This window comes from Curtobacterium sp. ODYSSEY 48 V2 (assembly GCF_023712625.1).
Classification (GTDB): Bacteria; Actinomycetota; Actinomycetes; order Actinomycetales; family Microbacteriaceae; genus Curtobacterium.
In genome coordinates this window covers 209849-223615 of sequence record NZ_JAMAXX010000003.1, presented here as the reverse complement: position 1 = coordinate 223615, position 13767 = coordinate 209849, and the positions used below count along the sequence as shown (strand labels likewise).

The 13767-nt window shown below is 72.9% G+C and carries 10 protein-coding genes and 1 riboswitch; of the genes, 4 read left to right on the top strand and 6 right to left on the bottom strand.

The genetic code is table 11. The features are described from left to right. Window positions 1-100: 100 nt before the first annotated feature. The gene (locus tag M3666_RS06080) at window positions 101-1522 is read left to right on the top strand and encodes an MFS transporter (protein ID WP_251154754.1); all 1422 of its coding nucleotides are present in this window, start codon (window positions 101-103) and stop codon (window positions 1520-1522) included. Window positions 1523-1591: 69 nt separating this feature from the next. On the opposite strand, the gene M3666_RS06075 is transcribed toward M3666_RS06080, so the two are convergent. The 5 genes from M3666_RS06075 to M3666_RS06055 all read right to left on the bottom strand — a co-directional run bounded on the left by M3666_RS06075 (window position 1592) and on the right by M3666_RS06055 (window position 6056). Further along, window positions 1592-2233: an ATP-binding protein gene (locus M3666_RS06075; protein ID WP_251154753.1), complete on the bottom strand. Its 642-nt coding sequence runs from the start codon at window positions 2231-2233 to the stop codon at window positions 1592-1594. Further along, window positions 2226-3032 carry an energy-coupling factor transporter transmembrane component T gene (locus tag M3666_RS06070; RefSeq protein WP_308301833.1) on the bottom strand — a complete coding sequence of 269 codons (807 nt, stop codon included), beginning with the start codon at window positions 3030-3032 and terminating at the stop codon, window positions 2226-2228. Before M3666_RS06070 ends, M3666_RS06075 begins: the two co-directional genes overlap by 8 nt. Then, the gene (locus tag M3666_RS06065) at window positions 3029-4795 is read right to left on the bottom strand and encodes an ATP-binding cassette domain-containing protein (protein ID WP_251154752.1); all 1767 of its coding nucleotides are present in this window, start codon (window positions 4793-4795) and stop codon (window positions 3029-3031) included. Before M3666_RS06065 ends, M3666_RS06070 begins: the two co-directional genes overlap by 4 nt. A 5-nt stretch (window positions 4796-4800) precedes the next feature. Then, window positions 4801-5550, bottom strand: coding sequence for an ECF transporter S component (locus tag M3666_RS06060; protein ID WP_308301832.1), 750 nt, complete (start codon window positions 5548-5550; stop codon window positions 4801-4803). After that, a riboswitch (TPP riboswitch) is annotated at window positions 5546-5657 on the bottom strand. It overlaps the preceding gene by 5 nt. Window positions 5658-5735: 78 nt before the next feature. After that, entirely contained in the window at window positions 5736-6056 is a 321-nt protein-coding gene (locus M3666_RS06055) for a hypothetical protein (RefSeq protein ID WP_058727630.1), read from the bottom strand. A gap of 129 nt (window positions 6057-6185) precedes the next feature. Here M3666_RS06055 and glgX point away from each other — a divergent pair, with 129 nt between their 5' ends. Genes glgX through treZ form a run of 3 tightly spaced genes read left to right on the top strand, consistent with a single transcriptional unit; the run spans window position 6186 to window position 12780 of the window. Then, complete coding sequence (gene glgX, locus M3666_RS06050; RefSeq protein WP_251154751.1) at window positions 6186-8585, top strand: glycogen debranching protein GlgX; 2400 nt, start codon at window positions 6186-6188, stop codon at window positions 8583-8585. After that, window positions 8582-11029: a malto-oligosyltrehalose synthase gene (gene treY, locus M3666_RS06045; RefSeq protein WP_251154750.1), complete on the top strand. Its 2448-nt coding sequence runs from the start codon at window positions 8582-8584 to the stop codon at window positions 11027-11029. Before glgX ends, treY begins: the two co-directional genes overlap by 4 nt. Continuing rightward, window positions 11026-12780 (top strand): malto-oligosyltrehalose trehalohydrolase, encoded by a 1755-nt coding sequence (gene treZ / locus M3666_RS06040; RefSeq protein ID WP_066653008.1) that lies wholly within the window; start codon window positions 11026-11028, stop codon window positions 12778-12780. Before treY ends, treZ begins: the two co-directional genes overlap by 4 nt. A 166-nt stretch (window positions 12781-12946) precedes the next feature. Here the strand turns inward: treZ and M3666_RS06035 are convergent, their stop codons facing one another. Next, on the bottom strand, window positions 12947-13741 hold the full coding sequence (locus tag M3666_RS06035) for a polyprenol monophosphomannose synthase (protein WP_251154749.1): 795 nt from the start codon (window positions 13739-13741) through the stop codon (window positions 12947-12949). Window positions 13742-13767: the final 26 nt, after the last annotated feature.

Genomic DNA, 13767 nt, shown 5'->3' with positions numbered 1-13767 from the left:
CCCCCATGGTGTCCGGGGAGCCAGCGCCGACGGTCATGACGTGACCTCGCGTTACGGGCGCGGTTCCGCGGCGGCCGGGCGGCGACCATGCTCCTGAGGCATGCCGACCCAGACGACCGCAGCCGCGCCTCCCGTCCGTCCCCCGTCTCCGTCCACGAACGCGACCCGACGTCGCGTCGCGCTCGCGTCGTTCGTCGGGACGACCGTCGAGTACTACGACTTCTACCTGTACGCGACGGCCTCGGCGCTCGTGTTCGCCCCGACGTTCTTCCCGTCCGTCACGCCGGCCGTCGGTGTGATCGCGTCCTTCGCGACCTACGGTGTCGGCTTCGTCGCACGGCCGCTCGGCGGCATCGTGGCGGGGCACCTGGGCGACCGGATCGGGCGGAAGAAGCTGCTCGTGGCGTCCCTCGTGCTGATGGGCATCGCGTCGACGCTCATCGGGGTGATCCCCTCGGCGGCGACGATCGGGGTCGGCGCGGTGGTCGCACTCGTGGTGCTGCGACTGCTCCAGGGCGTCGCAGCCGGCGCGGAGTGGGGCGGGTCGGCGCTGCTGTCGGTCGAGCACGCGCCGGCGCGGCACCGGGGACTGTTCGGGGCGTTCACGCAGATGGGGTCCGCCGGCGGCATGCTGCTGGCGACCGGGGTTTTCACGCTCGTACGGACCCTGCTCGGCAACGAGGCGTTCCTGGCCTGGGGGTGGCGCCTGCCGTTCCTGTTCTCCGCGGTCATCGTCGCGGTCGGACTCGTCATCCGGCTCGGCGTGCAGGACGCCCCGGTGTTCCAGACGCTGCGCGCGTCCGGCGGTGTCGAACGGTTCCCGGTGTGGCAGGCGGTCCGTCGGCACCCGCGGTCGATCCTCGTCACCGCAGGACTGCGGCTCGTCCAGCCGGCGCTCTACTCGATCCTGACGACGTACTCGCTGACGTACCTCGGGGCGAAGCGCGGCGAGGAGGGCTCGGCGGCCGGGCTCCAGGCGGTGCTCGTGATCTCGGCGGTGTCGCTCGTGTCGACGCCGTTCTGGGGGTGGCTGTCCGACCGGGTCGGGCGCCGGCCGCTCGCGATCGGGTCGGCGATCGGGATCGGCGTGCTGATCTGGCCGTTCTTCGCGTTCCTCGACGCTGGGCCCCTGGTGCTGCTGCCGCTCGTGGCGTTGATCGGCATGAGCGTGTTCCACGACAGCATCTACGGTCCGCAGGCGGCGTGGTTCGCGGAGCAGTTCCCGACCGGGCGGCGCTACTCGGGCATGAGCCTCGGGTACCAGATCGGGTCGATCTTCTCGGTGGGACTGACGCCGTTGCTCGCGGCGGTGTTCGTCGAGGTGGGCGGGGGCTCGCCGTGGATCCTGTGCGCGTACCTCGGCGTGTACGCGGTGCTGTCGGTCGTGGCCGCGGTGTTCGCGGTCGACCCGGTGCGCGACGCGCGGCGGGCGGACGCCCGGGCGGCCGGTGCCGGTGCCGGTGCCGGTGCCGGTGCCGGTGCCGGTGCCGGTGCCGGTGCCGGTGGGCCAGTCTCGGGCTGAGCGACGGGGCTCGGGCTCCGGGCCGCGAGGGACGCCGGTCAGCCCGGGTCTCGCCGGCGACCACACCGATCACGTCCTGAGCACCAGGTCCGCGAGCTCCGCGGGCGCCTCGGCGGCGATGAAGGCACGCTCCTGGGCAGCCCAGCGCTCCCACTCGCGGGCGAACACCTCGCCGTCGCGGCCGATCGCCCGGTCGCGTCGGACGTCGTCGTCCGCCTCGAGCCACACCCGGAGGGTCGCATGTGGAGCGGACCCCCGGGAGAGCGCCCCGCACCCCTCGACCACCAGCGGCACGTGCGACTCGATCGACACCCACTCCGCCGGCTCGGACCGCTCCCAGTCCCAGCGCCGGTACCCCGACGGTGTCCCGAGCACGTCGGACACGACCGCGTCGGCGGCCGCGCGCAGGCCGTCCCACCCGGGGTAGACGTCGTCGAGGTGCACGACCCGTGCGCCGAGCCGTGCCGCCACGGCGTCGCCCAGCGTGGTCTTCCCGGTGCCCGAGCGCCCGTCGACCAGCACGACGAGCCGTCGTCCGGTGGCGGCAGCAGCGCCGGCCGCGGCCGCGGCGATCCCCTCGACGAGCGCCGCGTCCGGTGCCGCTCCCCCGGCGGTCACGTCCGGCCGCGCACCTCCGTCGGTCACGTCCGGCACCGCTCCCCCGGCGACCGCACCCGAGGCGATCGCGTCCGGCCGCGCGCGCTCAGGCACGCCACGTCCCCGCAGCCACGGCCACCCCGATCGACGCGACACCGATCCCCACCAGCACGGCGACCATCGCCCACTCCGGTCCCGCGAACCGCGCCTGCCGCGCCCACGTCCGGGGACCGGGAGCGCCGAAGCCGCGCGACTCCATCGCCACCGCCAGCGTGGTCGCCCGGCGGAGTGCGAGCACGAGCAGCGCGAAGGCCATCGACGCTCCGCGCCGCAGTCGCCCGTGGTCGGCGAGCCCCCGTGCGCGGCGTGCCATGGCGAGCTGGCGCCAGTCCTCGCCGAGCAGGGTCGTCATCCGCACCGCGGCCAGGGCCCCGAGCACGAAGCGGGCCGGCAGCCGCAGCAGCTGTGCGAGCCCGTCGGCCAGGTCGGTCGGGTCGACCCCGACGAAGAGCACGACGGCCGGCAGCCCGACCGCGAGGACCCGCAGCGCGGTCGCCAGCGCGAGCGTCAGCGACCCGTCGGTGACGTGGACGAAGCCGAGGTCGAACCACTCCCGCCCGGAGGGCCGCCCGTACAGCGCGATGCTCAGCGCCGTCAGGGGCACGGCGACGAGCACCGGTGACGCCCGCAGCAACAGGGTCCGCGGCGGGATCCGGAGCACCGGGAGGAGCAGCAGCTCCAGCGCGAGCGCGACGGCCGCGGAGACGACGTCGAGACTCGTCACGAGGCACAGGCCGAGTGCGAGCACGCCGAGCATCGCGGCGACGGGTTGGACGCCGGCGACACCGCGACGCGTCCGGCCGGGAGGCTCGGCTCGACCGCCCGCACCGGCGCGGGTCGTCGGGGCGGTCACCGGTGCACCTCCGTGGTCGGTCGGGGTCCGCCGGGTCCGGTCGACGGGGCGTCCGGTCCGGCCGACGGAGCGCCGGGTCCGGCCGAGGGGCCACTGCGTCCGTCCGGCGGGACGGCGGTTCCGGCCGGCGGCACGGCGGTTCCGGCCGGCGGCACGGCCCTCGCACCGTCGGCGGCGAGCACGACCTCGTCGGCGTCGAGCGCACGGACGAGGTCACGGTCGTGCGTCACCACGACGAGCGCCGTCCCCGCGTCCGCCAGCGCCCCGAGCAGGTCGACCACGGCCTGCCAGGTCGCACGGTCCTGGCCCGAGGTCGGTTCGTCCAGCACGACCACGGGCGGCCGCGAGGCGACGACGGCACCGATCGCGAGCCGCCGCTGCTCACCGCCGGACAGCGTGAAGGGGTTGGCGTCGGCGAGGTGCCGGAGCCCGAACGCGTCGAGGAGTTCCTCCACCCGCGCGTCGGCGTCCGACAGCCCGAGCGCGCGCGGTCCGGCACCGAGCTCCTCGCGGACACTGCGCGCCACGAACTGGTGTCCGGGGTCCTGGAACACCGACCCGATCCGGGCCGCGAGCTGCCGGCTCGTCCACCGGATCGGAGCGTCACCGGCCTCCCCGGCCAGGTCGGGCGTCGCGAGGAGTGTCCCTCCGGACGGCCGCAGGAGCCCGGCGAGGGTGAGGCCGAGCGTCGACTTGCCGACGCCGTTCGGACCGGTGACCGCGAGGACCCGACCGCGACGGATCCCGAGGTCGATGCCGCTGCCGACACGGGCCCCGCCGGCACGTCCGAGGATGCCCCCGCGCGCCGTCGCGAGTCCCCGCGCCTCGAGCAGCGCCGTCTCATCGTCGCGCGGGCGGAAGGCGCCCCCGGCCACCGGTGCTCCCGGTGCTGATCCGCCCGCTCGCTCGGTCGACGGCGCGACCGGACGTCCGGCACCGGTCGACGGCGCGACCGGACGTCCGCCGCCGGCCCGGGACGATCCCCGCGCCGGCTCGGCACCGGGCACCCACACGCCGGCCGCCGTCAGCGCCGGACCGTGCTCGGCGAGCACCGACGCGGGGGTCCCGTCCGCGACGACCCCGCCCCCGGGTTCGAGGAGCACGAGTCGATCGACCAGGTCGAGCCAGGTGCCGATCCGGTGCTCGACCACGAGCATCGTCGCACCGCTGGTGTCGAGCAGCGCCCGCACGGCGTCGTGGACCTGCGCCACGCCCTCGGGGTCGAGGTTCGCGCAGGGTTCGTCGAGCACGAGCACGCCGGGCCGCATCGCGAGCACGCCCGCGAGCGCCAGACGCTGCCGCTGCCCGCCGGAGAGCCGGCTCGTGGACCGGTCGAGCGGCAGGTCGAGGCCGACGACCCCGAGCGCGTGCCGGACGCGTTCCCACGTCTCGGCCCGCGGGACGCCGGTGTTCTCGCATCCGAAGGCCACGTCGTCGCCGATGCGCGACATCACCGTGTGGGCCTCGGGATCCTGCATGACGAGGCCGACGCGCCCGCGGACCGCGCGGGGGTCGGCGCCGTCGACCAGGACCGAGCCCTGCACGGCTGCGGCGGTGTCGTCGTCGGGGTCCGGCTCGTCCGCCAGCACCGCTGCGACCGCGCGGAGCACCGTCGACTTGCCGGCGCCCGAGGGGCCGACGACCGCAACGCGCTCACCCGGCTCGACGACGAGGTCGAGACCGCGCACCGCCCACGCGTCGCGCCCGGCGTACCGCCAGCCCCAGTCACGGAAGGCGATCCGCGCCGCCCCCGAGGACGACACGGCCGTCACCGGGCGGCGCGGGACCCGCGCTCGGCCTGCTCGGCAGCGGGCGTCGCGGTGCCGGACTGCGCGCCGTCGAGCGGAACGGTCGCGCCGGTCGGGGCGGACGACTCCTGCGGGGTGGTCGCGTGCGTCCGTCGGGCGTGCTCACGCCCTGCGGCGAACGAGGACAGTACGCCGGTCGCGGCGAGCGCCCGCACGAGCAGCCACGAACCGAGCCCGGCGATCACGGCTCCGGACACCACGGCGGACACGACGTAGACGGTCTTGAACGCCGCGTCGAGCCCCGGGTACCAGAGCACGGTGTCGTTGATGCCGAGGGCGAGCCCCGCGGCGGCACCGGCGAGCACGACGACCGGCAGCCGGTAGGCCCGGTAGAGGAACAGTGCGAGCACGACCTCGGCCCCGAGGCCCTGCACGAGACCGGCCTCGAGCGTCAGCCACCCCCACTGGGTACCGAGCAGTGCCTCGACGCTGGCGGCGACCATCTCGGCGTAGAGCGCGGCCCCGGGCTTCCGGACGACGATGGCGACGAGCGGCCCGGCGAGCAACCAGACCCCGCCGAAGAGTGCCTGGGTGCCGGGGAGGACCAGGGCTGCGACGGCGCTGATCGGCTCGTAGCCGAACTCCCAGAGCTTGAAGACGACACCGATCGCGACGGCGAGGACGCTCGCGACGACGATGTCGACGACCCGCCAGCGCAACGAGCGCCTGACGGTGGTGGACGGTGCTGCGGACTGCGTGGTTGCAGGCATGGTTGCTGACTCCTCCCTGCGCCGGCATGACCCGGATCAGGTTCGACGGTCGGAGCGCCGTTCGCTCCCTCTCAGCCCGGCGGTCCCGGACTCCCGTGTGTGTGGCAGCAGTCTAGACGCGGTCGCGACCGCGTGACGGACGGGAGGCCCGTGGCGGCCTCGCCACGGGCCTCCCGTCCGGTGGGTCACTTCTTGAGGGCGCGGATCACCTTGCTCAGGGCCTTGCCGGTCACCCAGATGGTGGGGATGCTCACCGCGAGCAGCGAGATCAGGTTCGGCTCGAACTGCAGGTCCTGCCCCGGGCGACGCACGTAGGCACCGACGGGGATCGACGCCCCGCCGCCACCGCCGCCGCCGTTCTCGTCGTCCCCACCGGCGCCGAAGCCGAACCAGCCGATGGACACCGGGATGAGGGTCTGGTCCCCGACCTCGACCGGTTCGCCGTAGTTGGTCGAGACGCCCACGGGGCGCACCTTGTCTGCGATCTGACTCACGATGTTGGCCATGCGCGCGAGGCTACTCGGCGGTTCCTCCACAGGCCGGCGAGCACCTGCGGCCGTCCACCCCTGGGGCTTGTCTGCGGACGCGGACGGCCCGCGCCGATACCGTGGCGGAACCCACACCTGGAGGACTGTTTGCACACCTGGCCCGGCAACCCGTACCCCCTCGGGGCGACCTACGACGGCAGCGGCACGAACTTCGCCCTGTTCAGCGAGGTCGCCGACCGCGTGGAACTGTGCCTCTTCGACGACGCGGGGAACGAGGAGTGCGTCGACCTGGTCGAGGTGGACGCACACGTCTGGCACGCCTACCTGCCGAACGTCGCCCCGGGGCAGGAGTACGGCTTCCGCGTGCACGCCCCGTACGACCCGGCGAACGGACTGCGCGGCAACCCGCACAAGCTGCTCCTCGACCCGTACGCCAAGGCGACCAGCGGGGACATCGACTGGGACCAGGCGCTGTTCTCGTACACGTTCGGCGACCCGGACTCGACCGACGACCAGGACTCGGCGTCCCACATGATGAAGGGCGTCGTCATCAACCCGTTCTTCGATTGGCAGGGTGACCGGGCTCCCCGGGTCCCCTACGGCGAGACGGTGATCTACGAGGCGCACGTCAAGGGCCTCACCGAGACGCACCCCGACGTGCCCGAGGAGCAACGGGGCACCTACGCCGGTGTCGCGCACCCGGCGGTCATCGAGCACCTCAAGCGCCTGGGGATCACGACGCTCGAGCTCATGCCGGTGCACCAGTTCGTCAACGACTCCACGCTGCAGGAGAAGGGGCTGTCGAACTACTGGGGCTACAACACGATCGGCTTCTTCGCGCCGCACTCGCACTACTCGTCGTCCGGCGACCGCGGGCAGCAGGTGCAGGAGTTCAAGGCGATGGTGCGCGAGCTCCACCGTGCCGGCATCGAGGTCGTCCTCGACGTCGTCTACAACCACACGGCAGAGGGCAACCACCTCGGGCCGACGCTGTCCTTCCGCGGCATCGACAACGCGGCGTACTACCGCCTGGTCGAGGACGACAAGCGGTACTACATGGACACCACGGGCACCGGGAACTCGCTCAACGTCGGGCACCCGCACTCGCTGCAGCTCATCATGGACTCGCTGCGGTACTGGGTCACCGAGATGCACGTCGACGGGTTCCGCTTCGACCTCGCCGCGGCCCTGGCCCGCGAGTTCTACGAGGTCGACCGGCTCGCGGCCTTCTTCGAACTGGTCCAGCAGGACCCGATCGTGTCCCAGGTCAAGCTCATCGCTGAGCCGTGGGACGTCGGGCCCGGCGGGTACCAGGTCGGCAACTTCCCGCCGCAGTGGTCCGAGTGGAACGGCAAGTACCGCGACACCGTGCGTGACTTCTGGCGGGGCGAGCCCTCGACGCTCGGCGAGTTCGCCTCGCGCATCTCCGGGTCGGCCGACCTGTACGAGCACGACGGCCGGACGCCCAAGGCGAGCATCAACTTCATCACCGCCCACGACGGCTTCACGCTGTACGACCTGGTCGCGTACAACGAGAAGCACAACGACGCCAACGGCGAGGACAACAACGACGGCGAGAGCCACAACCGGTCGTGGAACTCCGGCGTCGAGGGGCCGACGGACGACCCGGAGGTCGCCGCGCTCCGACTGCAGCGCCGGCGGAACTTCCTCGCCACCCTGCTGCTCAGCCAGGGCGTGCCGATGATCGCCCACGGCGACGAGCTCGGCCGCACCCAGCACGGCAACAACAACGTGTACGCGCAGGACTCCGCGATCAGCTGGATCGACTGGGAGCACGCCGACGACGAACTCGTGCAGTTCACCGCCGACGTCGTGAAGCTCCGGCACGACCACCCGACCTTCCGCCGCACCCGGTACTTCAACGGTCGTCCGGTGCGCCGGGGCGAGGGCGAGCCACTGCCCGACGTCGTGTGGCTGACCCCGTCCGGCGACGCGATGGACCCCGAGGACTGGGACTCCGGCTTCGGCAAGAGCGTCGGCATGTACCTGAACGGCGAGGGCATCCGCGGCCGCGACCGCTGGGGCGAACGTGTGACCGACGTGGCGTTCCTGACGTACTACAACGCACACGACGACGTCGTGACCTTCACCCTGCCGCCCGAGGAGTACTCGCCCGGGTGGACCGTCCGGATCGACACGGCCGAACCCGGCGCCCGCGAGACGGTCCTCGACGCCGGGACCCCGCTCGACGTGCCGGCGCGCTCGATGATCGTGCTCCGCGCCGAGCCCGACCACGAGGTCACCACCACGCAGGTGGAGTCGGTCGAGGGCGGGCGGCAGTCAACCCCGACCAACCCCGCGGCGTCGACGGCGGCGTCCGCCACCGACCCGGAACCGACCGGGGCGGAACCGTCCGACGCTGCACCGTCCGGCGCGGAACCGTCCGACGCTGCTCCGTCCGGGGCGGAACAGCCCACGGCGTCGGCCGAGGGCACGTCCGCAACGGACCCGGTCAGCGAGACCGACGCCGACCCCGACTCCCCTGACACCGAACCCGAACCCGATCCCACAGGAGCCAACGCGTGAGCGCTCGCCGCGTCCCCACGTCCACCTACCGGCTGCAGGTCACCGCAGACTTCGACCTCGACGCCGCCCAGGGCGTGGTCGACCACATCCGCACCCTCGGTGCCGACTGGGTCTACCTCTCCCCCGTGCTGCAGGCCGAGCCCGGGTCGCAGCACGGCTACGACGTCGTCGACCACTCGCACGTCGACACCGAGCGGGGCGGCGACGCCGCGCTCCGAGCCCTCGCCGAGGCCGCGCACGCCGCCGGGCTGGGCGTCCTCGTCGACATCGTGCCGAACCACGTCGGCGTCGCCACCCCCGAGGCGAACCCGTGGTGGTGGTCCCTGCTCGAGTCCGGACAGGGCTCCCCCGTCGCGTGGGCCTTCGACGTGGACTGGCAGGCCGGGGACGGGCGCATCCGGATCCCGGTGCTCGACGACCGGCTGCTCGACGCGGTCGAGCTGCGGGACGGCCGGCTGTACGTCGGCGAGACCGCCTACCCGACGGCCGAGGGGACCGTGCAGGACGGTGACGACGTCGCAGCCGTGCACGCCCGTCAGCACTACGAGTTCGTGCACTGGAAGCGCGCTGACCACGACCTCAACTACCGTCGCTTCTTCGCGGTCAACACCCTCGCGGCGATCCGCGTCGAGGAGCCCGAGGTGTTCGCCTCGTCCCACGCTACGATCGGCGGCTGGTTCCGCGACGGGCTCGTGGACGGCCTGCGCATCGACCACCCGGACGGCCTGTACGACCCCGCCGGGTACCTGCAGGACCTGCACGACCTCACCGGCGGCGCGTACACGCTCGTCGAGAAGATCCTCGAGCCCGGCGAGCAGCTCCCGTCGTCGTGGCCGGTCGACGGCACCACCGGCTACGACGCCCTCGCCGTGGTCGACCGTGTCTTCGTCGACCCCGCGGGTGAACCGGCGCTCACCGCCGCGTCCGGTGCCGAGCCCGCCGACTGGCAGCAGCTCACGCACGACACCCGGCGCGGGATCGCCGACGGCATCCTCGGCAGCGAGGTCCGCCGGCTCGCACGGCTCCTCGCCCCCGTGGCACCCGACGTGCCCGAGGACCGCGTCGTCGACGCCGTCGCCGAGATCGTCGCGTCCTTCGAGGTCTACCGGACGTACCTGCCCGAGGGCGTCCACCACCTCATCGACGCCCTCGAACGCGCCGCCGAGGCCCGCCCGGACCTCGACGACGTGATCGACCGCATCGCACCGGCGCTCGTCGACCCCGGTCACGCCGCGGCCGTCCGGCTGCAGCAGACGTCGGGCATGGTGATGGCGAAGGGCGTCGAGGACACCGCGTTCTACCGCACGTCGCGCCTGACCACCCTGAGCGAGGTCGGCGCAGACCCGAGCCTGTTCGCCGTCTCGGTGGAGGACTTCCACCAGGCCCAGCGCGACCGCCAGGGCAGCTGGCCGCACACCATGACGACGCTCACCACGCACGACACGAAGCGCAGCGAGGACACCCGTGCGCGCATCAGCGTGCTCGCCGAGCTCGGCTCCGAGTGGGCCGACGCGCTCGCGCGGCTGCGATCCCTGGCCCCGCTCGACGACGCCGTGATGGCGGACCTGTTGTGGCAGGCCATCGTCGGTGCACGTCCTGCGAGCCGCGATCGCCTGCACGCCTACGCCGAGAAGGCGTCGCGCGAGGCCGGCGACAGCACGACGTGGACCGAGCCGGACGAGGCGTTCGAGGAGCAGATGCACGCGCTCGTCGACGCGTCGTTCGACGATCCGCAGGTCGTGGCCGTGCTCGACGAGCTCGACCAGGTCATCAACGCTGCCGGGTGGTCGAACGGGCTGGCCCAGAAGCTCGTGCAGCTGACGATGCCCGGCGTGCCGGACGTCTACCAGGGCACCGAGGGCTGGGACCGGTCGCTCGTCGACCCCGACAACCGCCGACCGGTCGACTACGCCGAGCTCCGGCACGTGCTCGCCGGGCTCGACGGCCCCGAGGACGACGGCCCCGAGCGGCTGCCGGCCGTCGGACTCGACGGTGCCGTGAAGACCCTCGTCGTCAGCCGGGCCCTGCGCCTGCGCCGCGACCACCCCGAGCTGTTCACCCGCTACCTGGGGCTCGAGGCCACGGGCAGCGCCGCCGACCACGTCCTGGCGTTCGACCGTGGCGGTGCCGTGACCGTCGCGACACGCCTGCCCGTCGGACTCGAGCGGGTCGGGGGCTGGGGCGACACCCTGGTGCACCCGGTGCCGCTCGACCGGGTCGACCTGCTCACCGGTCGACGGTTCCCCGCGTCCCGCGGCATCGCGCTCGCCGAGCTGCTCACGGACCTGCCGGTTGCGCTCCTCGTGCCCGCCGACCTCGCCGACGCCGGGGCGGCCGCTGCCTCCTCGTCCACGTCGACGACCACCCCCGCGGCCTCCGGGTCGGACGGCACCGCCGTCTCCGACCAGCAGGCCGAGATCGAGATCCTGGAGGGTCACGCATGACCGTTCCCGCCCGCTACGCCGTCTGGGCGCCGAACCCCGAGCGCGTGCGCCTGGTCGTCGACGACGTCGAGTACGCCCTGACCCGCGGTGACGACGACTGGTGGAGCACCGACGAGGTCGCCCCGGTCGTCGGCGCGCGCTACGGCTTCCGTATCGACGACGACGAGGACGTCCGCCCGGACCCCCGCAGCCGGTACCAGCCGGACGGGGTGCACGGCACGTCCGAGGTCGTGGACCCGGAGCGCTTCGCGTGGACCGACGAGGCCTGGACGGGCCGTCCCGCCCGCGGCGGTGTGATCTACGAGATGCACATCGGCACCTACACGCCCGAGGGCACCCTCGACGCTGCGGCCGCGAAGCTCGACCACCTCGTCGAGCTCGGCGTGGAGTTCGTCGAGCTGCTCCCCGTCAACGCCGTCAACGGCGAGTGGAACTGGGGCTACGACGGGGTCGGCTGGTTCGCCGTGCACCACCCCTACGGCGGTCCCGACGCCTACGACCGCTTCGTCGACACCGCCCACGCGCTGGGCCTCGGGGTCATCCAGGACGTCGTCTACAACCACCTCGGCCCGAGCGGGAACTACCTGCCGCTGTACGGTCCGTACCTGCTGCAGGGGCTCGGGAACACCTGGGGCGACTCGGTCAACGTCGAGCACCCCGAGGTCCGCCGGTACGTGCTGGACAACGTGCGGATGTGGTTCCGCGACCACCACGTCGACGGACTCCGGCTCGACGCGGTGCACGCGATCCGGGACACCACGCGCCCGCACGTGCTGCAGGTCATGGCCTCCGAGACCGAGTCGTACTCGGAGTTCGTCGGGCGCCCGCTCTCGCTCATCGCCGAGTCGGACCTCAACGACCCGGTCATGTTCCGTCCGCAGGAGGCCTCCGGGTACGGCCTGACCGGACAGTGGTCGGACGACTTCCACCACGCCGTCCACGTGGCGCTCACCGGCGAGACGAACGGCTACTACGCCGACTTCGCACCGCTCTCGGCGCTGGCGAAGGTCCTGGAGCACGGGTTCTTCCACGACGGCACCTGGTCGTCGTTCCGCGGGAAGCGGCACGGTCGACCGATCGACCGCGGGACGTCGCCCGCGACGGCGCTGGTCGTCGCGAACCAGAACCACGACCAGATCGGCAACCGCGCCGCGGGCGACCGGCTCGCGGCGTCCCTCGACGACGAGTCGCTCGTCATCGCTGCGGCGCTGACGCTGCTCGGCCCGTTCACGCCGATGCTGTTCATGGGCGAGGAGTTCGCCGCGACCACGCCGTGGCAGTTCTTCACCTCCCACCCGGAGAAGGCGTTGGGCGAGATCACGGCGAAGGGTCGGATCGCCGAGTTCGCGGAGCACGGCTGGGACGAATCGGTCGTCCCGGACCCGCAGGACCCGACGACGTTCTCGAACTCGAAGCTCGACTGGGCCGACGTCACCTCGGAGCGGGGTGCGCGGATCCTCCGGGCCTACCGCGTGCTCGTCGCGCTGCGCCGCACCGAGCAGGCCTTCGTCGACCACCGCTACGAGGCGAACGCCGTCCGCTTCGACGGGGACGACCGCTGGCTCGTGCTGACCCGCGGTCTGCTCGGGCCCGACGCGGCGCCGGTGCACGTCGTGGTGAACTTCGCCGACGACGCTGCCGAGGTGTCCGTCCCGGACGCGACCGGTGAGGAGCTCTACCGCTTCGGTGAGGCGAGCGTCGACGCCGGTGTGGTCCGGTTCGCGTCGCGCGGCGTGGTGGTCCTGCGCTGACGGACGTCCCCTGACCGATCTGCGTGAGCGACAGTCCCCCGTGGAACCCCCACGGGGGACTGTTGCTTCCGCGGAGCAGAGTGGCCACGACACCGGCCGGGCACGGCGCGGCAGTACCGGCACCGGTACCGGGCCGTCACCGGCACCGGTTCCGGGCCGTTGCAGGTCAGGCGGACTGGTCTCCGACCGCGTGCGCGTTCTTGCGCACCGAGGGCAGTCGGCGGTGGTCCTTCACGACGGAGCGCACCTCGCGCACCCGCCGGTCGATGCCCCACTTCGTCACGAGCGTCAGGCTCTCGCGCACGATGTTGCCGCTCATCTTCGAGACGCCGAACTCACGCTCGGTGAAGGCGATCGGCGTCTCGACGACCCGCAACCCGGCCTCGAGCGCACGCCAGCACAGGTCGACCTGGAAGCAGTACCCCTTCGACGCGACCCCGGCCAGGTCGATCCGCTCGAACGCCTTCGACGTGAACACCCGGAAGCCGCCGGTCGCGTCACGCACCGCGATGCCGAGCGCCATCCGCGTGTAGAGGTTCCCGCCGCGGGACAGCAGTTCGCGGTACCACGGCCAGTTCTCGACCTCGCCGCCCTTGATCCAGCGGGAGCCGAGCACGAGGTCGTTCGAGTCGGCGAGCTCGAGCATCCACGGGAGGTACTCCGGGTGGTGCGAGCCGTCCGCGTCCATCTCGACGAGCTTGTCGTAGCCGTGTTCGAGGCCCCAGGCGAACCCCGCGAGGTACGCGCCGCCGAGCCCGTCCTTCACCGTCCGGTGCATCACGTGGACCCGGTCGGTCTCGCGCGCGATCTCGTCCGCGATGTCGCCGGTGCCGTCCGGGGAGTTGTCGTCGACGACGAGCACGTGGACGCTGTCGTCGGTCGCGGCCAGGGTGCGGGCGACGATCGGGCGGACGTTCTCCGCCTCGTCGTAGGTCGGGATGATGACCAGGGACGTGCTCATGGTGCTCCTCGCGGTTCGCATCGAAG

Excerpts from the sequence above, each read along its gene's own strand:
- M3666_RS06080 (WP_251154754.1), top strand. The coding sequence starts at position 101 with ATGCCGACCCAGACGACCGCAGCCGCGCCTCCCGTCCGTCCCCCGTCT.
- M3666_RS06055 (WP_058727630.1), bottom strand. The coding sequence starts at position 6,056 with ATGGCCAACATCGTGAGTCAGATCGCAGACAAGGTGCGCCCCGTGGGC.
- M3666_RS06035 (WP_251154749.1), bottom strand. The coding sequence starts at position 13,741 with ATGAGCACGTCCCTGGTCATCATCCCGACCTACGACGAGGCGGAGAAC.
- treZ (WP_066653008.1), top strand. The coding sequence starts at position 11,026 with ATGACCGTTCCCGCCCGCTACGCCGTCTGGGCGCCGAACCCCGAGCGC.
- M3666_RS06060 (WP_308301832.1), bottom strand. The coding sequence starts at position 5,550 with ATGCCTGCAACCACGCAGTCCGCAGCACCGTCCACCACCGTCAGGCGC.